Below are 20,426 nucleotides of genomic sequence, written 5' to 3'. Positions count from 1 at the left end.
CACCGCTGTCCACGATCTTGCCCTCGCGTTCCTGTCCGACCGCTGGGCCGGCTGACCGGCCGCCACCGGGCCGGCCGGGCGATCCCTGGGGCGGAACCGGTGGTCACCACGGGTTCGGTCCGGCGGCGATCGGACGACAGTACGACTCTGACCATCGCGCAGGCGGGGAAGAGGAACGGACATGACCGAGACGGCAACGACAGACACGAAGAACGGCCCGGCGCAGGACACCTACGACGTGATCGTGCTGGGCGCCGGCCCGGTCGGGCAGGTACTGACCGAGCGGGCCCGGGCGGCCGGACTGAGCGTGGCGGTGGTGGAGCGCGAGCTGGTCGGCGGCGAATGCTCCTACTGGGGGTGCGTACCGAGCAAGGCGCTGCTGCGCCCGGTGCTCGCGGTGTCCGACGCGCAGCGGGTCGACGGCGCCCGGGAGGCGGTCACCGGCCAGGTCGCCCCGGCCGGTGTCTTCGGCCGCCGGGACCGGTACGTCACCGACTGGGACGACAGCGGGCAGGCCGACTGGGTCACCAGCGGCCAGGGCGCCGTGCTGGTGCGCGGGCACGGCCGTCTCGACGGGCCGCGCCGGGTCTCGGTGGCCACCCCCGACGACCGGATCGTGCGGCTGTCCGCCCGGCACGCGGTGGTGCTCGCGACCGGCAGCTCCCCCGCGCTGCCCGACCTGCCCGGCATCGCCGAGGCGCGGCCGTGGACCAACCGGCAGGGCACCGACAGCAGTACCGTGCCGGGCCGGCTCGCGGTGGTCGGCGGCGGCCCCGTCGGCGTCGAGATGGCCACCGCCTGGAACGGGCTGGGCTCCACGGTCACCCTCGTGGTACGCGAGTCCGGGCTGCTGCCCCGGATGGAACCGTTCGTGGGCGAACTGGTCGGGCAGGGCTTCAAGGAGTCCGGCGTCGAGGTGCGGCTGGGCGTCACGGTCACCGAACTGAGCCGGCCCGGCGGTACGGGGCCGGTCCGGTTGGTGCTCGACGACGGCAGCGAGTTCGAGGCCGACGAGGTGCTGCTGGCCACCGGCCGCAAACCCAACACCGGCGACATCGGACTGCACACGGTCGGCCTGACCGCCGGGTCGTGGCCGGACGTCGACGACAGCTGCCGGGTGCGCGGCGTCGCCGGCGGCTGGCTGTACGCGGTGGGCGACCTGAACCACCGCGCGCTGCTGACCCACCAGGGCAAGTACCAGTCGCGCATCGCCGGCGCCGCGATCGCCGCCCAGGCCGCCGGCCGGTCGCTGGACGACGCACCGTGGGGCGCGCACGCGGCGACCGCCGACACCGCCGCGGTACCGCAGGCCGTGTTCACCGACCCGGAGGTCGGCGCGGTGGGTCTGTCCGCAGCGCAGGCGCAGCGCGCCGGACACCGGGTGCGGGCCGTCGACGTCGACCTCGGTCAACAGGTGGTCGGCGCGTTGCTGTACGCCGACGGGTACCAGGGGCGGGCCCGGATGGTGGTCGACCTGGACACCGAGACGCTGCTGGGGGCCACGTTCGTCGGCCCGGGCGTCGCGGAGCTGCTGCACTCGGCCACGATCGCGGTCGCCGGCCAGGTCCCGATCGGCCGGCTGTGGCACGCGGTACCGTGCTTCCCCACCATCAGCGAGGTCTGGCTGCGGCTGCTGGAGGCGTACCGCGGCTGACCCGTTCGTGTTGCCCCGTAACGAGAAAGGACCTGACCGGTGAGCGGTTCGGATGACGGTTCGTGGGACGAGAGTCTGCTGGCGGCCGAGGAGAGCCTGGACGACGAGGAGGTCGGCGTCGATCCCGACGAGGGCTACTCGCCGCCGGACCGGCCGGCCTGGGGAATCACCGACCGCGAGATCGGCGGCCACGAGTCGCTGTCGCGCCGGCTTTCCCGCGAGGTACCGGACGTCTCCGCGCTGGGCGACGGCGACGGGATCGGCGACAGTACCGACACCGACGGTGAACCGATCGACGACCAGGTGGGCGCCGAGCGGTCGGGCCGGCTCGTGTTCGTCGACCTGGACGACTCGGATCCCGGCGAGGACTTCGTCGCCCGCGATGTCGGGATCGACGGCCGCGCCGCCTCCGCCGAGGAAGCCGCGGTGCACATCGTCCCCGACGGCGACCGCGCCTGACCGCTCCTGGCCGGCAACCCTGATCCGCCCGGATGTCAGCATCCGGGCGGATCAGCCGTGCTCGACGGTGCGCTCGGATCAGACGTGCTCGACGGTGAAGCCGAGCCGGCCGAGCACCGTGACCGCACCGGCCTTGCCGCCCTCGAAGTCACCCGAGGCGAGCCGCTCCCCGGTCGCGAACTCGTAGGCGACCCCGAGCATCGCCTTCGGCGGGTACGACCGGCCGCCCCGCACCAGCGTGTACGTGGTGGTCGGGGCGAAGCCGTGCGCGGCGAAGAACCGTTCGGGACCGAGCTTGTCGTACTCCCGCATCGCCCGTTCGACGTCGGCGGGCGACACCCGGTCCCACGCGATCGATCGTGTCATCGCTCTCTCCTCCCACGGGTCGGCGCGGCGGCGCGCCGACCGTGCGCTCAGGCCGCTGCCGCCTGCGGCAGGCGGCGGGACAGGAAGTCGCGGATCAGCGCCGCCACCTCGTCGCCGGCGCTCTCCAGCAGGAAGTGGCCGCCCTCCAGCAGCCGGATCTCCGGCTCGACCGCGTCGTCCGCGAACGCTTCCGCTCCGGCCGGGCCGAAGATCTGGTCGCCGCGGCCCCACACCGCCAACACCGGCACCGCACTGGTACGCAGGTAGTCGTGGAGCCGCGGGTACATCGGGGCGTTGGTCGCGTAGTCGCGAAACAGTGCCAGCTGGATCTCGTCGTTTCCTGGCCGGCTGAGCAACGCGAAGTCGTGGTGCCAGGTGTCCGGGCTGACCAGGCTCTCGTCCGGTACCCCGGTCAGGTACTGCCAGCGGGTGACATCCAGCGTCAGGGCCTGCCGGATCGCGGCCTCGGTGTCGGGTGTGCGGTCCCGCTGGTAGTTCCACACCGTGCGCCAGAATTCCTCGACGAAGCCGGCGTCGTAACCGTTGCCGTTCTGGCTGACGATGGCGGTGATCGCATCCGGGTGCCGCAGCGCGATGCGCCACCCGATCGGCGCACCGTAGTCGTGCACGTAGAGGGCACAGCGCAGCACCCCCAGCTGCGTCAGCAGTCCGATCGTCAGGTCGGTCAACGCATCGAAGGTGTAGTCGAAGTCGTCGGCCGGCGGTGCGTCCGACAGACCGAACCCGAGATGGTCCGGCGCGATCACGTGGTACCGGTCGGCCAGCGCAGGGATCAGGTTGCGGAACATGAACGAACTGGTCGGGAACCCGTGCAACAGCACGATCGTCGGCGCCGTCGCGTCGCCGGCCTCCCGGTAGAACAATCGGTGCCCGTCGATGGTCGCGTACCGATGGTGGACGGCTGACATGGCTCTCACCCCTGCTGGTCGACCGTGACGCCGTGGCCCGGCGCACCCCCACAGCGTGTGGCCACCGCCGCCGGCTCGCGCCCGTGCCGGGCACCGGCCGGTGCCCGGGTCTGCCCGCTACACCCGGCTTGCGCGGTCAGCGGCGCAGCTGCCGGCGGGAGGTGACGCCGAGCTTCGCGAACGTCTTGCTCAGGTGCCACTCGACCGTGCGCGGGCTGATGAACAACCGAGTCGCGATCTCCACATTGGACAGTCCGGTGCGGACCAGGCGGACGATCTGCACCTCCTGCGGCGTCAGGTCCGCGACGTTCCCGTCACTGCGTCTGCGTACCGTTTCGCCGGTGCTGCCGAGTTCCCGGGCCGCCCGTGCCGCGAAGAGCGCCATGCCCATCTCCCCGAACATCTCGTACGCGCTGCGCAGCTGCCGGCGCGCGTCACTGCGCCGGTTCTGCCGGCGCAGCCACTCCCCGTAGTGCAGCCGGGTACGAGCCAGCTCGCTGCGGATCGGGGTACGCGCCAACCGGTCCAGCGCTTCGCGGAAGTGCGGCTCGGCGTCGGGGTCCAGCAGCGCCTGGCAGCGTGCCTCCAACCCGAGCGCCCAGTCGGTACCCGCCGCCCGCGTCATCGTCCGTAACCGCGCCAGCGCGTCGCCGGCGATCTCGACATGGCCCAGCCGGGCTGCCGCGGTGATCAGCTCGACCAGCGAGCACCAGGTCACCAGGCCCAGATCGGCGTCCGACTCGGCCGCCGGCAGTACCGCCGCCAGCGCCTCGTCGTAGCGGCCGAGGCTGTTGTAGAGCACCGCCAGCGCCCACCCGCCGGCCGCAACACCGAGCCCCTCACCGCGCTGCAGCGCCTCCTTGGTGGTGGCCGCCACCAGCTCCGCGGTGGTGTCCTCCGCACCGCGCCAGGCGGCGACCAGTTGGCTGGCGTACGACGGCTCGTCCAGGCCGGTGCTGGCGCGCACCGCGTCGAACTCGTGCACCAGCCCGTCCGCGGCAGCCAGGTCACCGGCGAACACCTGCACCACCATGCGCTGCGCCAACGCCAACGGCAGCGCGGTCAAGGTGCCCGACCGCCGCGCCCGTGCCACGAAAGCCTCGGTGATCGTATCGGCCGCCGCGTGCTGCCACCCGTCCATCGCGCAGGTACCGGCGAACCACAGCCAGCGCAGTCCCGCCTGGTCGACCGGCCCGGCCGTCAGCTGCGACAACGCCTCCCGCAGCAGTGGAGTACCGGCCCCGAAACCGTCCCGGTAGCGCACCGCGAGACCGGTCAGCAACAGGTCGCACACGTCGGCCGGATCCTGTGTCGCCCGGGCCTCCAGTGCCTCTGCCGCAAGCTCGCGCAGCGTCGGCCCCCGCCCGTCGCCGCCGACGAACCAGCCCGCCTGCATCGCCTCCAGGTAGGTCTCCCGCGCCAACCCCGGATCCAGCGCCTGCAACCGAATCGCGGCCTGCAACAGCAGCCCCGGCGCGGCCACGCCGCGATCGACGGTGAACGCGATCCTGGCCCGCAGCAGGTTCGCGTGCGCACGTTCCACCTCGTCCAGCGGGCCGGCCTCGGCCCGGGCGAGCAGCCGCACCGACGGCTCCGGCATCCCGGTCTGATACTGCGCCTCGGCAGCGGCGAGCAGCCGCTGCGCGCGCCGGGGCGGGTTCGGGGTCAGGTCCGACGCGCGTTCCAGGAACGCCGCCGCGGCCGCCGGGCCGCCGCGGGCCTGCGCCCGCGCCGCGCAGCGCACCAGTTCCGCGGCGACCTCCTCGTCCTCGCCGACCGTGGCCTGGGCACGATGCCAGGCCCGCCGATCCGGATCGGTGCTCGCGTCGGTGACCTCCGCCAGCGCCCGCTGAACCCGGCGACGATCCTCCGGGCCCGCGGCCCGGTACACCGCCGAGCGCAACAGCGGATGCCGGAACGTCACCCGGGCACCGAACGTCACGAACTCTTCGGTCGCCGCCCGGGCCGCGGGATCGATGTCCACATCCACACCCAACCGGCCCAGCGCGCGCCACACCAGGACCGGGTCGCCCACCGGTTCGGCCGCGGCGGTCAACAGGATCTGCCGCGCCGTCGGTGTCAGGGTCGCGATCTGACGCCGGAAACTCTCTTCGATCCGCCGCGGCAGCGGCACCGATGCCAGCAACCCGAACCCGCCGGCCAACTCCGCCGGAGTGAATCCGCGGGGCAGCTCCAGCAGGGCCAACGGGTTGCCCTGGCTCTCCGCGATGATCCGGTTCAGCACACCCGGGTCGGCCGGGCCGGGGTGCGCCAACGCCAGCAGCGCCCGCGCCTCCACCTCCGGCAGCCCGGTTACCAGCAGCTCGGGCAGGCCGGCCAGCTCCGGCGCCGCGGTACGGCCACCGTCGTCCCGAACCGCGAACACCAGAGCCACCGATTCGGCCTGCAGCCGCCGCGCGGCGAACCCCAGTACCTGCGCCGACGCCCGGTCCAGCCACTGCGCGTCGTCGATCAGGCACAGCAGTGGCCGTTCCCGGGCGGTCTCGGCGAACAGGCTCAGCGCCGCCATGCCCACCATGAACGGGTCCGGCGGGTGGCCGATGTCCAACCCGAACGCCGTGTTGAGCGCCGCCCGCTGCGGCTCGGGAATCCGGCGCAGGCCGCTCAGCATCGGCGCACACACCTGGTGTAGACCGGCGAACGCGAACCCGGCCTCGGCCTCGACACCAGCGGCCGACACGATCTCACAGCCACCGGACCTGTCCCGCAGGTAACCGAGCAGTTCGGTCTTGCCGATGCCGGACTCACCGCGCAGCATCAGGGCCCTGCTCTCCCCCGCCCGCACATCGGTGAGCAGGCGGTCGAGCGTTTCGGCCTCTGTACGTCGGTCAATCAGCACGTGACCCCTCCGCACCGGCGTGCGGCCGCCGGTCGGGTCGATGCCGCGAAACATGTCGTGCTCACAAGCTACGCCTGCACTCGTCGGTGCCGAAGCCGCTTCATGCCGGTCCCGCACCGCCGGTGCCCTCAGGCATGGGCGGCCAGGTACTCGACGAGCCCGATCACGTCGGCCGGCACCAGCCGGCCGATCGCACCGCTGGAGTACACCGACACCACGACCTTGCCGTCGCGGTCCAGGACGAACCCGGTCGACTGCAGGTAGACCGGGTCGGGGTTGACGAACGCCCCGGTGACCGCGGCCACCTCGGCGGCGTCGGCACCGTACCCGACCGGGAACTCCAGACGGTGCTTGGCGACCAGTTCGGCGGTCGTCGCCTCGTCGTCCACCGACAGCGCGACCACCCGGGTGTCGACGGCCGCCAGCTTCTCCTTCGCGCGCTGGAACGACGCGAGCTGGGCGTTGCAGTAGGGGCACCACGAGCCGCGGTAGATCAGCACCACACCGTAGTGGCCCACGGTCTCGTCGGGCAGCGTCAGGCTGCGGCCGTCCGGCAGCTGCACGGTCAGCTCGGGGAACTTGTCACCAGGGTTCAGCAGGGCCATCGGGATCCTTCGCAACGTAGCGGCCGGGAACATGGCTGTGGCCAACGCCGGACCGTTGCGCAGGAGCCTGTCCTCCCCTGCCGGCCGACGCTGGCCACAGTGGTGAGTGGCGCCGCCGGGGCCGGTCTTACCGCCGGGCGGCGTTTTTCCACCGGCAACACCTACCGACCGGTAGCCCGCGGGTGGTCGGACCGGCCGTGGGCACCCGGCGGGGTGCGGAGCTCTTACCGACCGGCAACGGCTGCCACCGACCATGGCCGCGGGCCGACCGGCCGTGCCTATATTCGGTGCGTGGTATCCCCAGCGGCGTCGAGGCCGTCCCGACCTGCGGTGGACGAGCAGACCCGAACCTGGCTCATCGAGTTGCAGGGCGCGTCGCGCACCGCTGCCCAGGTTCGGCTGCACGCTCTGCTGTTGCGCGCGGCACGGGCCGAGGCCGGCCGCCGGGCCGGGCTGCTACGGGTGGCCGGGCCGGAGTTGGACGACATCGCCCATCAGGCGGCTGACGACGCGCTCGTGTCGATCCTGCGCAAGCTGCCCGAGTTCCGCGGCGAGAGCCGCTTCACCACCTGGGTGTACAAGTTCGTCGTGTTCGAGGTCGGGGCCAAGATCTCCCGGCACTTCTGGGCCCGCGCCGCGCAGCCACTGGAGACCGAGCAGTGGGAACGGCTGCCGGACCGGTTCGGCTTCTCCCCGGAGCAGGCCGCCCAGTCGGCCGACCTGCTGGCCGCGGTGCGTGCCGCCGTGGCGAAGGAACTGACCAGCCGGCAACGCGACGCGTTCGTGGCGATCGTGGTCGACGGCATGCCGCTGGACGCCTACGTGCACGAGATCGGCTCGAACCGCAACGCCGTCTACAAGGCGGTCTTCGACGCACGGCGAAAGATCCGGGCCTACCTGGTCGCGAACGGCCATCTCAGTGAGGATGGTGCGCGATGACGCAGCCCGATCCGACACCCGACGGGCGTCAGGCGCTACTGGCCTTCCTGACGACGCACGACGGCGACGCCGGCTGCGGCCCGACCCGCGAGGTGCTCGACCTGTACGCCGAGGAGATCCTCGCCGGCCTCGACCCCGCCGTGCGCTTCCCCGGCGTGGCGATCCATCTGCGCGACTGTCACCCGTGCGCCGACGACCTGGCCGGACTGCTCGCCCTCGCCTGACCGGGTCGCCGTGTCCTGACCGCGCCGGCGCGGCCTCCCCACCTCGCCGGACGCAGACACGTCGAGGGCCGCCCAGCAGTAGCCGGACGGCCCCTCGACCATGTTCGGTCAGCCCTGCCGGGCCTTCACCCGGTGGTTGCGCTTGTTCATCACGAAGATGCGGCCACGCCGACGTACCAGGTAGGAACCGTCCTTCGCCTTGAGCGCCCGAACCGAGTTGCGTACCTTCACGTTCGACACCCCCTCCGCTCCCCGCAACGCCGCCCCGGCCGGTGGAATTCCCCGGCTCAGGCGGCGTCCGCGACGTCGAGGATCCGGCCGGTCTCGGTATCGCCGAGTCGAGAGACGAGCGCCCGCGCCGAGTGGGCCGGCGTGATCAGCTCGCCCGACCGGTGCCACTCGGCGAACCGCTCGACCAGGCCGCCACCGACCGTGTCCGGATCCTGATCCCGGATCCAACCCTGCATGGCGGTGTCCACCCGGCCGGGCCGGTACACGCTGACCGTGACTCCGGTGCCGGCGAGTTCGGCCGCCAGGTTGAGGCTGTGGGCCTCCAACGCGCTCTTGGCCGCCACGTAGGTGTTGCCGCGCGCCAACGCGGTCGGATGTGCGACCACACCGGTGGACACGTTCACGATCCGGCCCCAGCCCGCTTTCCGCATCGATTCGAGGAACGCGGCCGTCAACAGCATCGGCGCGATCGCATTCACCCGGAACGACTGCTCGACATCGGCCACGGACAGGCGATCGGTCGGGCCGATCGGTCCGACCACACCCGCATTGTTGATCAACACGCCCGCCGGTCCGAGGTCGCGCTCGATGCGGGCCCCCAGCTCGGCCACCGTCGCGATGTCGGCCAGGTCCGCCGAGTAGGCCTCGGCGACCGCTCCGGCCGCGGCCAGCTCGTCGCGGACCTCGGCCAGTTGGTCCGCGCTTCGCGCCACCAGCGCCAATCGGGCGCCGGCGCGGGCCAACTCCACCGCGACCGCGCGCCCGATCCCCCGGCCGGCGCCGGTGACGACCGCCAGCCGGCCGGTCAGATCCAGCTCAGAAGTGTCCATGAAGGTGGGTGTCGGCGCCGGGCCGGTTCTTACCGGCGCCGCCGAATCCCCGTCCGGCACACGGGAGTACGCGGCGCGCGGCCGCCGGGTGCGGTCGGTCGGTGGGGCCGGCCGGCGATGCGCACGGCCCCACCGACCGATGCCGGTACCGCGGTCAGGAGGCGACGATGCCCTCGCCGCCGGCCGCGCCGGGCACGGTCACCGATCCGATCGAGGTCAGCGTGCCGGTACTGCCGACCCGGAACTCGTCCACCGTGCCGGTCTTCCCGGTCTGGACGTAGACGAACCGGCCGTCGGAACTGGCACTGGCATCGACGGTGCCCGGGTCGGTACCCACGGTCCCGGCCGAGGTGAGCACGCCCTGCTCGGAACGGAACTGCGACACGGTCGCGCTGCCCGCGTTCGACGCGTAGACCGAGCTGCCCGACCGGGCGATCCAGCAGGTCGCCTGCTGGCCGGTCGCGGTACGGGAACTCAGGTGCAGGGAACCGTTGTGCCCAACGGTGAACGTGGCGATCGCGTTCGGACCCGCCTCGGCCACCAACAGCCGGCCGGCGGAGTCGAACGTCACGGCGAACGGGACGTTGCCCGCGTCGGAGGTCGTCACCGCCCGGCCCAACCCGAGCAGGGAAACCGGGAACACCTTGATCGCGTTGCCGTTGGCCTTGGTCGTCACGACCAGTTTGGTACCGTCCGGCGTGAACGCCACCTGTCCCGGTGTGCTGGTGAACTCCGGGGTCTGGTCGGGGTCGAGGCCGAGCCCGCGGTGCCAGCCCGGTACCCGTACCAGGTGGTCACCGAGCCGCAGGAAGCCCTGGATCGAGCCGCCGTCCCGCGCGTTCAGCACGTACACCATCGAGCCGTGCACCGCCACGCTGACCGGGAAGGAGCCGCCGGTGCCGACCACCTGGGTACGCCGCAGCTGGTCGCCACGCACGCCGAAGACGCTGAGGGTGTTGCTGCCCGCGTTGACCGCGAACAGCGTGCTGCCCGACCTGGCCAGCGCGCCCTGCGAGGCAAGGTGGTCGACCTGGGATCCCGCCAGCACGCCGCCGCGCCCGCCGGTGGCGTACGTGTGCGCGTGCTGCAGGGTGCCGTCGGCGGACCGGTGGTACGCGACGACGCTGTTCCCGTCCGGGTTGTCGGTCTGTACGAACACCGCCGCGTCGGCGTCGCTGCGATGCTGCGGATGTGCCTGCGCGGCGCCCGCGGTACCCAGGCTCACCGCCGCGGCAGCGACCGCCGCCCCCGCCACCAGGGACTTTCTGACCTTCACGTTGTCTCCTCACACGGTTTCCGGTACGTCGTTCGTTGGTGGCCACCGGCACGGCAGCACTTACCGAATCCGGGAAACTGTGGGAATTGGCACGTCGGATCGCATCGGCCGGGGCGGCGGCCGCCCCGGCCCACCGGATCACAGATCGAGCACCAGATCGCTGTCCGGGGTCGAGCAGCACAGCAACGCGGTGCCCGCGTCCGGCGGCTCCAGCGGATCGGGCCGGTAGCGCACCGCGCCGGACAGCACCGTGGTCTGACAGGTGTGACACACCCCGGTCCGGCACGACCACCGGGTCGGCACGTCGCACGCCTCGGCGAACTCCAGCACGGTACGGAAGTCGTCTCGCCACGGCACGCTCAGCCCACTGCGGGCGAAGGTGACCTGCGGCGCGGTACCGGGCGCGCCGGCCGGCGGATGCGGCGGCACGGTGGCGGCGCCGACGACCCCGGGATTGATCGGCGCCAGCGCGCCGAACAGCTCGGCGTGGATGTCGGCGTCGGCGACGCCCAGGTCGGCCAGCGCCGTGCGCATGGCGGCCATGAACCCCTCCGGCCCGCACAGGTAGACGGCGGTACCGGCGGGCAGGTCGAGGGCGGCCAGCGCGGACCGGTCGATCCGGCCCGGCATCACCGGTACCACCGGTGCGGCGGACGGATCCGGTGCGGTGTAGTAGATCCGCTCGTGACCGTGCGGCAGTGCGGCGAGCAGCCGGTGCGCCTCGGCCGCGAACGCGTGGTCGGCGGCCGACCGCGCGGTGTGCAGCCACCAGATCTCCCGCTCGTCGCGGGCCGCGGTAAGCGCGTGCAGCATCGCCAGCACCGGGGTGACGCCGACACCGGCGGACAGCAGCAGCACCGCCCCACCACCGGGGCTCGCGTCGAGGACGAACTCACCGCGCGGCGCGGCCACGTCGAGAGTGTCACCCACCCGCAGCCGGCCGTGCAGGTACCCGCTGACGGCGCCGTGCGGCTCGCGCTTGACGCTGATCCGGTAGTCGCGCGAGGACGGCGCCGCCGACAGCGAGTAGCTGCGCACCGGCGCCGGATCGCTCACGCCCGGCACCCGCACCGTCAGGTACTGACCGGGGCGCGGCCGGGGCAGCGGACCGGCGTCGTCGAGGGCACCCAGGTGAAGCGAGGTGATGCTGGCGCTCTCGGGCACGATCCGGGTGATGCGCATCGGCCGGAATCCGGGCCAACCGGCGGGTTCCACGCCGACCGGTGGCGCGGCGCCCGGCGCATCGATCAGGTCGCGGAACGACTGCCGCCAGCCGGGGCTCAGCGCCGGAATCTCGACCGCCCGGCGCAACGCCTCCTCGTCCCGGTCCGGCAGGTAGAGCAGTGCATCGATGGCGGCGACGGTCATCTCGTGCTCGCCGACGTGGGTGCGCACGATCTCGTCTCCGGCCCGCACGTACCCCTCGGTGAGCACCCGCAGGTAGAAGCCGGGCCGGTGATGGGACACCAGTAGCGACGGCATCTCCGGTACGCCCAGCCGCATGCCGACCCGGAAGCAGGTGACCCGAGGCTGGGTGACCTCGAACTCGGCCCCGCCGATCCGGTACCGGTCGCCGATGTGCACCTGGTCGTCGGGAAGCCCGTCGACGGTGAAGTTCTCCCCGAACCGGCCGTAGCCGAGGTCGTCGCGGCCCAGTTCCCGGCGCCAGTGCTGGTACGACTCGCGCTGGTAGACCAGGACGGCGCGGATCTCGCCACCGTGCCCGGCGAGATCGCCCTGCCCGTCGCCGTCGACGTTGAGCCGCCGGACCAGCCGCGGCCCGTCCACCGGGTTCTTCACGATCCCGGTGTGCACGGTGCGACCCTGCCAGGTCACGTCGCGCGGCATTCCGACGTTGACCGACAACAACGTGGCCATCTCACCCTCCCGGTGTACCGGGGCCGCCCTCGACCGCGGCTCGTCCCAGGCAAGCACGGCACGGGCCGCGGCGTGCCCGCCCGCGGCCAGTTCGGCGGTCCAGGCGACACCATCGCCGGCGATCGAGTCGATAACGCGCAGCGGTGTCGAAAGGGACACCGTGCCTTCCGGACAGCGGGTCCGGCGCGTGTCGGCCCTACGCCGGCGTCGGGAGGTAGTGGCTCAGGTAGTCACGCACCCAGGGTTCGAGTCCGGCCAGGTCGTCGTCGTGCAGGGCTCGCCAGAGGCGGTTCTCGACCCAGAACCGGTAGGCGAACTCCTCGAACGACGGCGCGCACCAGGTGATCGCGCTCCGCTGCTTCTCCGGATCGTCGAGCTCGATCGCCGTCTCCGCACCGTCGCGCCACTGCTGGTACTCGTACTCGTAGTCCAGACCGGAGTACACCACGAACGTCTCACCCGAGGGCCGCAGGTAGAGGTACCAGATGACGCAGTCCTGCTGGTCCCGCAGGAACCGCAGCAGGAAGGCGCCGGGCTCGACCGGGCTGGGCAGCGGCGCCGAGATGTCGGTCCAGCAGCCGGTCACCGAGACCTCGTCGAGCGACAGGTACAGGGCCGAGTCGGTCTGGAAGGCGACGAAGTCGGCCGGCAACTCCAGGCCGTCCGCCGCGAGCTTCGCCGCCGTCCGGTCGAGCGCCCTGACCCGCTTGGCGACGGGCTCGCGCAGACCGCCGAGCCATCGGAACGTGCCCGTGAACTCGGCCGAGTTCAGCGGCGGCAGACTGTCGTAGGGATAGTGCTGGTAGGTGTAGCGGCAGGGCCGGTACGCACCGAGGTCGGTGGCGCACCAAGCGGAATCGAACCCACCCGACGGGTCGGCCCCTGAGCGTCCAGCAGACATCGGCCCGCCAACAGACATCGACCCTCCAAAAGACATCGGCCCTCCAAAAGATCACCGTGCACGATGGTGCGGCACAGCTTCGCATCCCCCACCGACATCGGACGCCTGCCGAGTCGACACCCGAGCGCCGGGCGGCCCGGCTCGCCCGGCCGGTGGGTGCGCGGTCTCGCCAGCACGCGAGCGGTGGCCGGCCTGCGCCGTCGACCGCGCGAACCGCGCCAACTAGGCTGGTCGGGTGGACGAGGGCGCGGAGTCGGCGGCCGGCGTCGCAGCCCGCCCGCGCGAGGTGCTCCGCCAGCCGGCGTTCGGCTACCTCTGGACCGCGAGCAGCATCCGCGCGCTCGGGGGCGCCGTTTCCGGTGTCGCGCTCAACGTTCTGGTCGTTTCGGTGCTGCACGCGACGCCCGTACAGATCAGCATCCTGAGCGCGCTCGGCGTGCTGCCCTACCTGTTCCTCGGGCTGATCGTCGGTGCGCTCATGGACCGCTGGCGCCGGCAGCGCACGCTCGTCGTCACCAGCATCGGGCGGGCGATCGCTCTTGCCGCGATTCCGGTCCTGATGTTCACCGACACGCTGCATTTCTGGTCGGTCGCGATCGTCGCTCTCGTGCTCGGCGTGCTGATCCTGTTCGCCGACTCGGCCACGCAGCCGCTCGTCCCGCGGATCGTGCCCCGCGAATCCCTCGTCATGGCCAACGCGCGCCTCGGACAGAGCCAGACGGTGGCCGACACCGCGGGGCCGGCGCTCGGCGGCGCGCTGCTGAACGTCCTCGGCGCGCCCCTGCTTTTCGTGTTCGACGCGATCTTCACCGCGGCCTCGGCGGTGCTCCAGGCCCGCATCAGGGTCGACGAGCCGAAGCCGGGCCGTCGCGAACCCGGCCGCCATGTCGGTCACGACATCGCGGAGGGCATGCGCTACACGTACCGTCACCCGACGCTGCGTCCGCTGGCGCTCTCGGTGCACACCTGGTTTCTCGGCAACAGCATCGTGATGACCATGTTCGCGGTGTTCGTCCTCCGGCAGCTGAAGCTTCAACCCTGGGGGTACGGGCTCGCGCTGGCGTTCGGCGGAGTCGGCGGGTTTCTCGGGGCACTCATCGCGCCGCGCGTCGGCGCGCGGCTCGGTGCGGGGCGCGCGATCTTCCTCGGCCGAGCCCTGGTCGTCGCGCCATGGCTCGCGCTCGCGGTGGTGCCCGTGAGCGCCGCCAGTCGTGGCGTCGCGCTGCTGGCGCTGGTTGCCGCGGCGCAGTTCGTCTACTGCCTCGCCATGGGCATCGAAGACGCGAACGACACCGGGTACCGGCAGTCCGTCGCGCCCGATGCGATCCAGGGCCGGATGAACTCGACGATCCGCACCGTCAACCGCACCGTCTTCTTCTTCGGCGCCCTGCTGGCCGGACTGGTCGCCACGTTCCTCGGCTACCGCCTGACCATGGGCATCGGCGCCGCGATCTTCGTGGTCGCCGCGCTCATCGTCGCCTTCTCGCCACTCCTGCGTGCGCGGCACGACGAGGCGCCCCCACCGGCAGAGTGACCGCGCGGCGGGCGCGGCGGACGCGGCGGACGCGGCCGGCCCCGCCGGCACCGCCGGCACCGCGGCTCGGACGGTCGGCTGACGCGGCCAGCTCACGCCGACCGCAACTGCTTCAGGAACGCGAGCGTGGCGGGCCATTCGGACCGCTTCGCCGCCTCGTCGGCCTGCGCGGTCGGGTCGTTGCGGACCGGCACGTAGGGCAGCAACGCGTTCGACCGGTGCCCTGCACCCGGATAGGCGAGCACCCGGTGCGGGTACCGGTCGTGGTGCGCGGACAGCCGCGCGTCGGCGGCGCGCGCGTACGGGCACGACGCCCACACCGCGTCCCGGCCACCACAGGTGAGCAGCACCGGTCCGGCGATGCGCTCGACCGGGATCACCGCCTTCGGCACGTCGGTGGGCGCCGGCTCGTTGAACTGCCGGGTGTACGGGATCGCCTTGCCGCGATAGGTCCAGGCCGGGTCGTGACCCGACGGCGGGGCGCCGACAGCGACGTTCGCCGGGGTCAACGCGATCACCGCGTGCACCTGAGCCGGAAAGTACGAACCGACCAGCAGTGCGGCCTCGCCGCCGCGGGAACCGCCCAGTACGGCCAGGTGTCTCGGGTCGACGCCGGGCTGGTGGGACAGCACGGTCATGGCCTTCGCGAAGTACTCCAGCGGCACCCGGGTCAGGCTCGACGGCAGGCCCGGCTCGCCGAAGTAGGCCAGGCTCAGCGACGGAAAGCCGTGCACCGCAAGCATTCTGGCCACCCCGTCCAGGAACTCGCCGCCTTCGGAGCCGCCGAACACCAGCACCCCGGGACGTTTCGGCGAGCCGGCCGGCGGCTCGAACATCGTGCCGTACACGCCGTCGGTGTCCGGCCGCAGCTTCCGGCTGTGCAGCCCGGAGACGGTGCTGCGCCGGGTCAGCGTGCGCCGGCCGACAACCGTGCCGCCGTCGCGCACGGTCAGCGTGTACCGCAGCGTCCAGGTCAGGTGCCACGGCGCGTCGGTCTTCGCCCGCAGGGTCCAGAACAGCCCCATCGGATCGGCCCCGTGGTACGGCGTGCCGCCCACCGGTTTGGCGGTGCGCAGATCGACCACACCACCCGACGGCACCCGGTATGCCGCGGTCGACGCCAACGTCCGCTTGTTCACCAGCCGCAGCTGGACCGAGACGGTGTGGCCGGCCGGCAGGCCGCCGATGCGCACGTGCACCGGCCGATCGGACAGTGAGTCGGGATGGTCGATCGAGATCGTCGCGCGCTCGTCCTGGCCACAGCCGCCCAGCGCGGCACCGACGAACGCCAACGCCGACAGCACTACCGCAACTCTGCGCACGTTCGCATCAAACCACGGGTGATCTTGACGGCGCAGTCCCGTACCGACAGGCAGCACCGGCCGACGCAACGACGGACGTCCGGCCCGGTCGAGCCGCTCACGCTCGGGCCGCTCACGACGACCCGGTGGCCGCCCGCCGCCGGTCCGCACCACGACGGGCCGATCGGGCCGCACCGCAACGGGACGGACGCTCGTGCTCGGGCCGCAACAGGACGCTGGCGGTCGGGCCGCGTCGCGCGGGGTCCGGTCAGGTCGTTCGGGGCCGCGACGGGCGCCGGCCGGTACGGGCGCCGAGCAGGGCGAGCGCGACGATGCCGACGCCGAGCGCGACGACGATCCACCACACCCGGTGCGCCGCAGCGGTGAAGGTCGTACCGCCGGCGGCCAGCGCCGGGCCGACGATCGCGCCGGACACCGCGACCCCCAGCGTGGTACCGGTCTGCCGGCCGGTGGAGGCGAGCGAGCCGGCCAGCCCGGCCATCGACCGCGGCATGCCGGCGATCGCCGCGTTGCTGATCGGCGGGTTCACCGTGCCCAGGAACACCCCGAACAGCAGGTACGTCGCCAGCACCGCACACAGCGGCGTGCCCGGCCGCAGCCACAGCGACGCGCTCCCGCCCAGCGCCAGTGCGGTACCGGCCACCAGCAGCGGCGGTACCGGCCCGGACCGGGCGACGAGCCGGCCGGTCAGCGGCGAGATCACCAGCACCGGTACCCCGACCGGCAGCAGGCACAGCCCCGCGGCGACCGGCGGCAGCCCGCGCACGTCCTGCAGGTACTGCGTGGTCACGAACAGGAACGCGCCGAAGCCGCACAGCGCGAACACCGCCAGTACGATCGCCGAGCTGAACGGCACGCTGCGAAACAGCCGCAGCTCCAGCAACGGATCGGCCCGGCGCGGCTCGTACCAGACGATGCCGGCCACCGCGAGCGCCGCGGCCACCAGCAGCCCGACGATCACCGGCGAGCCCCAGCCGCGCGGCCCCGACTCGATGATCGCGGTCACCACACCGCCCAGCAGCACCACCATCAGCAGCTGCCCGACCGGATCGAACCGGCGGGCCCGCTCCGCGCGCGACTCGGGCAGGTACCGGGCGGCGGCCACGACGGCGGCGGCCACCACCGGCACGTTGATCCAGAAGACCGCACGCCAGCCGAACGCGTCCACCAGCCCGCCGCCGAGGATCGGCCCCAGGGCGAGTCCCAGCCCCGAGACGGACCCGAACACGCCGATCGCCCGCGCGCGCTCGGCCGCACCGGTGAACGTGTTCGCCACGATCGCCAGGGCCACCGGGTTGAGCATGGTGCCGCCGACCGCCTGCACCACCCGCGCGGCGACGAGCCAGCCGACCCCCGGCGCCAGCCCGCACAGCAGCGACCCGAGGCCGAAGACCGCGAGCCCGGCCTGGAACACCCGCCGCCGGCCGATCCGGTCCGCGGTCGATCCGGCCAGCACCAGAAACCCCGCCAGCACCAGCGTGTACGCGTCCACGGTCCACTGCAGTCCGGACTCGGCGGCGTGCAGATCGTGCCCGATCGCCGGGAGTGCAACGTTGACCACGGAGATGTCCATGACCACGACGATCATGCTGATGCAGCAGATGGTGAGCACCAGGTACTTGCGCCGCCGGCTCAACGTCGCGGAGGCGGCCGGTGATGACGCCACGGAGGAGACCATGCCGTCGACGCTAGGATTTAGAGCGTGCTCGAAGTCAAGCCGCAGTCGACGACCCGACCACGCCACCCGGCGCCCCGGGACGAGCAGCATCCGCCCCGGCGGAAGGCGGCGCAGGATCCGCTGCCGGCCGAGGGGGTGACCATCGCCGAGGCGGCCCGCCGCACCGGCGTGAGCGTGCACACGCTGCGCTACTACGAGCGGGCCGGGCTGGTCATCAGCGCGGTCGATCGCACCAGTGGCGGTCGCCGGCGGTACCACGAACTCGACCTCAAGTGGGTCGTCATCTGCACCAAGCTGCGCGCCACCGGCATGCCGATCCGGGGCATCCGGCGCTACGCGGAGCTCGTCGCCGCCGGCCCCGGCAACGAGGCCGAGCGCCTCGCCCTGCTGGAGGCGCACCGCGCCGAGGTGCGCGCCCGGCTCGCCGAGATCCAGGAGAACCTGACGCTCATCGACCACAAGATCGACGTCTACCGCGGCAGCCTCGCCGCCGGCGACGCCGACCGGCTCTGGGCCCCCACCAACACCGCCTGAGCAGCACGACCGACCCGCGCGAACCAGCCGACGCCGGGCGATGCTCGAACCGCCCGGCGCGGCACGGCGATCGTGCCGACGGTGCGGACGACCGGCGCGGGGCAGTGATCGGTGCGGCCGGCCCGGGGCGCCGTGATCGTCGACACGGTACGGGCCGACGTGGGCCCGGTGGGCGTGAGGATGACAGGACGGCTGCGGCGGGGAGGAGTCCGCGATGAGAGCACACACGAGCGACGGGAGCGCCGGGGACGCCGACTACGGTGCCATCGGCGTGGCGTACGCGCGTTACCGCCGGCCGGAGCCGCGGATCACCGCGCTGATCGAGCAGGCGCTGGAGGGCGCCCGCACCGTGGTCAACGTCGGCGCCGGCGCCGGCTCGTACGAGTCGCCGCGCTTCACCATCACCCCGGTCGAACCGTCCGCGTCGATGCGCGCGCAGCGCCCGGCGCACCTGGCCGAGGCGGTCGACGGCGTGGCCGAGCGGTTGCCGTTCGACGACGACGCGTTCGACGCCGCGATGACCACCTTCAGCGTGCACCAGTGGCCCGATCTGGCGGCCGGGCTGCGCGAGATGCGCCGGGTCGCCCGCGGGCCGGTCGCGGTACTGACCTGCGACCCGGACCGGGTGCGCGGCTTCTGGCTGTACGAGTACGCGCCGGCCGTGCTCGACACCGAGGCGCGCCGCTACCCGGCGATCGACGACATCGTCGCCGTGCTGGGCGGCCGGGCCGACGTGCGGACCGTACCGATCCCGGCCGACTGCGTCGACGGCTTCAACGAGGCGTACTACGCGCGGCCGGAGATGCTGCTCGACCCCGCCGCCCGGCAGTCCTGTTCGGCCTGGAGCTTCGTCGAGCCCGCGCTGGCCGAGCGGTACACCGACCGGCTGCGCGCCGCGCTGGACTCCGGCGCCTGGGACGACCGGTACGGTCGGCTCCGGCACCAGAGCGAACTGCACGGCTCCCTGGTGTTGATCCGCGCCCTGCCCTGAACCTCGCCACCGAACCACGACGCGGCCCGGCTTCGCGGGGCCGCCGGACCACGCCCGCCCGTACCGATCGGAGCCACCTCGTGACGAAGCCAGCGGCGCTCCGGTTCGATGCCCGGATCGCGCGGTACGGCGCGGTCACCGAGACGCTCTCGGCGCGGACCGACGAGGAGTTGGTACGGCTGGTGGACGGGGCACGGCCGCTGGCGCACGGCATCGGCGGTACCTCGGCGCTGCTGGAGGTCGACGGCACGCCGGTGTTCGTCAAGCGGGTCCCGCTCAGCGACCGGGAACGCCGCCCGGAGCACCTCTGCTCCACGGCGAACCTGTTCGACCTGCCGACGTACTGCCAGTACGGCGTCGGCGGGCACCCGGGGTTCGGGGTGTGGCGGGAGGTGGCCGCGAACACGATGACCACCGACTGGGTGCGCGCGCGGCGCACCGAGGCGTTCCCCCTGCTGTACCACTGGCGGATGCTGCCCGGCAGCCCGCCGCTGACCGACGAACTCGCCGACGTCGACGGCGCGGTCGAGTTCCTGCACGGCTCCCCGGCGGTGCGCGAACGGATCGAGGCGGCCGCCACGGCATCGGCGAGCATCGTGCTGTTCCTGGAGTACGTCCCGGACGGCCTGACCGACTGGCTGCTCGACCGGCTCGCGGCCGGGCCGGCGGCGATCGCCGCGGCCGCCGCCATGGTGGAGCGGCGGCTGCGCCTCGACCTCGGCTTCCTCAACGATGCCGGGCTGCTGCACTTCGACGCGCACTTCGGCAACGTCCGCACCGACGGCGAGCGGCTCTACCTGGTGGATCTGGGTTTGGCGACCTCGCCCGGCTTCACCCTGTCCGCGGCCGAGGCGCACTTCGTGGCGGCCCACCGCAACCACGACGTCGCCCACGCGCTGGGCCAGCTGATCAACTGGCTGGTCGTGCACGTGTGCGGGGTGCCGATGTTCGCCGACGACGGGACGCCCGCGCGCAACGACTACCTGCGCCGCTGCGCCGCCAGTACCCGGGTGGTCGGCGCGCCGCCGGGGATCGCGGCGCTGATCGGGCGGAACGCGGCGGTCACGGTCGCGGTCAACGACTTCTACTGGGACCTGTTCGGCACCAGCCGCACCACGCCCTACCCCGCAGCCCGGATCGACGCGGCCGTCGCGGCCCTCACCCCACTCACGCACCTCGCGCAGTTCACCGGTTAGGGGGTCCGACCCGGGCAAC

19 protein-coding genes are annotated in these 20,426 nt (G+C 72.8%); 8 read left to right on the top strand and 11 right to left on the bottom strand.

Annotated elements, in window-relative coordinates:
* Positions 1–181: 181 nt before the first annotated feature.
* Both Asera_RS13015 and Asera_RS13010 read left to right on the top strand, forming a co-directional pair.
* Entirely contained in the window at positions 182–1,654 is a 1,473-nt protein-coding gene (locus Asera_RS13015) for a dihydrolipoyl dehydrogenase family protein (RefSeq protein WP_051802084.1), read from the top strand.
* Positions 1,655–1,693: 39 nt separating this feature from the next.
* Positions 1,694–2,113, top strand: a complete 420-nt coding sequence (locus tag Asera_RS13010) for a DUF5709 domain-containing protein (protein ID WP_030445672.1) — start codon at positions 1,694–1,696, stop codon at positions 2,111–2,113.
* Between the two features lie 78 nt (positions 2,114–2,191).
* Here Asera_RS13010 and Asera_RS13005 read toward each other — a convergent pair whose 3' ends face one another.
* From Asera_RS13005 to Asera_RS12990, 4 genes are all read right to left on the bottom strand, one after another.
* Entirely contained in the window at positions 2,192–2,479 is a 288-nt protein-coding gene (locus Asera_RS13005) for a ScoMcrA-related endonuclease (protein ID WP_030445673.1), read from the bottom strand.
* A 47-nt stretch (positions 2,480–2,526) separates the two neighbouring features.
* Positions 2,527–3,408 carry an alpha/beta fold hydrolase gene (locus tag Asera_RS13000; RefSeq protein ID WP_030445674.1) on the bottom strand — a complete coding sequence of 294 codons (882 nt, stop codon included), beginning with the start codon at positions 3,406–3,408 and terminating at the stop codon, positions 2,527–2,529.
* A 136-nt stretch (positions 3,409–3,544) separates the two neighbouring features.
* On the bottom strand, positions 3,545–6,322 hold the full coding sequence (locus Asera_RS12995) for a helix-turn-helix transcriptional regulator (RefSeq protein WP_084131225.1): 2,778 nt from the start codon (positions 6,320–6,322) through the stop codon (positions 3,545–3,547).
* Between the two features lie 74 nt (positions 6,323–6,396).
* Complete coding sequence (locus tag Asera_RS12990; protein ID WP_030445676.1) at positions 6,397–6,873, bottom strand: peroxiredoxin family protein; 477 nt, start codon at positions 6,871–6,873, stop codon at positions 6,397–6,399.
* A gap of 330 nt (positions 6,874–7,203) precedes the next feature.
* On the opposite strand from Asera_RS12990, the gene Asera_RS12985 reads away from it, so the two are divergent.
* Both Asera_RS12985 and Asera_RS12980 read left to right on the top strand, forming a co-directional pair.
* Positions 7,204–7,812, top strand: coding sequence for an RNA polymerase sigma factor (locus Asera_RS12985; protein WP_030445677.1), 609 nt, complete (start codon positions 7,204–7,206; stop codon positions 7,810–7,812).
* Entirely contained in the window at positions 7,809–8,036 is a 228-nt protein-coding gene (locus Asera_RS12980) for a hypothetical protein (RefSeq protein WP_035296155.1), read from the top strand. Before Asera_RS12985 ends, Asera_RS12980 begins: the two co-directional genes overlap by 4 nt.
* Before the next feature lie 108 nt (positions 8,037–8,144).
* On the opposite strand, the gene Asera_RS12975 is transcribed toward Asera_RS12980, so the two are convergent.
* The 5 genes from Asera_RS12975 to Asera_RS12955 form a co-directional block, all read right to left on the bottom strand.
* A complete protein-coding gene (locus tag Asera_RS12975; RefSeq protein ID WP_425305943.1) occupies positions 8,145–8,276 on the bottom strand; it encodes a 50S ribosomal protein L36 in 132 nt (43 codons plus the stop codon).
* Between the two features lie 47 nt (positions 8,277–8,323).
* Positions 8,324–9,097, bottom strand: coding sequence for an SDR family NAD(P)-dependent oxidoreductase (locus tag Asera_RS12970; protein ID WP_030445679.1), 774 nt, complete (start codon positions 9,095–9,097; stop codon positions 8,324–8,326).
* 154 nt (positions 9,098–9,251) lie between these two features.
* A complete protein-coding gene (locus Asera_RS12965; RefSeq protein WP_030445680.1) occupies positions 9,252–10,373 on the bottom strand; it encodes a lactonase family protein in 1,122 nt (373 codons plus the stop codon).
* Between the two features lie 138 nt (positions 10,374–10,511).
* Positions 10,512–12,410, bottom strand: coding sequence for an MOSC domain-containing protein (locus Asera_RS12960; RefSeq protein ID WP_244843858.1), 1,899 nt, complete (start codon positions 12,408–12,410; stop codon positions 10,512–10,514).
* Between the two features lie 37 nt (positions 12,411–12,447).
* The gene (locus Asera_RS12955; RefSeq protein ID WP_035296158.1) at positions 12,448–13,152 is read right to left on the bottom strand and encodes a hypothetical protein; all 705 of its coding nucleotides are present in this window, start codon (positions 13,150–13,152) and stop codon (positions 12,448–12,450) included.
* Between the two features lie 235 nt (positions 13,153–13,387).
* Between Asera_RS12955 and Asera_RS12950 the strand changes: the two genes are divergently transcribed.
* Entirely contained in the window at positions 13,388–14,686 is a 1,299-nt protein-coding gene (locus Asera_RS12950; RefSeq protein ID WP_051802085.1) for an MFS transporter, read from the top strand.
* A 92-nt stretch (positions 14,687–14,778) separates the two neighbouring features.
* Here Asera_RS12950 and Asera_RS12945 read toward each other — a convergent pair whose 3' ends face one another.
* The gene (locus tag Asera_RS12945) at positions 14,779–16,008 is read right to left on the bottom strand and encodes an acyl-CoA thioesterase/bile acid-CoA:amino acid N-acyltransferase family protein (protein WP_157034762.1); all 1,230 of its coding nucleotides are present in this window, start codon (positions 16,006–16,008) and stop codon (positions 14,779–14,781) included.
* Positions 16,009–16,255: 247 nt separating this feature from the next.
* Entirely contained in the window at positions 16,256–17,686 is a 1,431-nt protein-coding gene (locus tag Asera_RS12940) for an MFS transporter (protein WP_084131231.1), read from the bottom strand.
* A 24-nt stretch (positions 17,687–17,710) separates the two neighbouring features.
* Between Asera_RS12940 and Asera_RS12935 the strand changes: the two genes are divergently transcribed.
* The 3 genes from Asera_RS12935 (at position 17,711) to Asera_RS12925 (ending at position 20,407) form a co-directional block, all read left to right on the top strand.
* Positions 17,711–18,220, top strand: a complete 510-nt coding sequence (locus Asera_RS12935) for a MerR family transcriptional regulator (protein WP_084131234.1) — start codon at positions 17,711–17,713, stop codon at positions 18,218–18,220.
* A gap of 214 nt (positions 18,221–18,434) precedes the next feature.
* Positions 18,435–19,211 (top strand): class I SAM-dependent methyltransferase, encoded by a 777-nt coding sequence (locus Asera_RS12930; protein ID WP_030445687.1) that lies wholly within the window; start codon positions 18,435–18,437, stop codon positions 19,209–19,211.
* An 80-nt stretch (positions 19,212–19,291) separates the two neighbouring features.
* The gene (locus Asera_RS12925) at positions 19,292–20,407 is read left to right on the top strand and encodes a hypothetical protein (protein WP_051802087.1); all 1,116 of its coding nucleotides are present in this window, start codon (positions 19,292–19,294) and stop codon (positions 20,405–20,407) included.
* Positions 20,408–20,426: the final 19 nt, after the last annotated feature.

The sequence above is a fragment of the Actinocatenispora sera genome (genome assembly GCF_018324685.1).
GTDB lineage: Bacteria > Actinomycetota > Actinomycetes > Mycobacteriales > Micromonosporaceae > Actinocatenispora > Actinocatenispora sera.
This window is presented reverse-complemented; position numbering and strand designations above follow the sequence as displayed.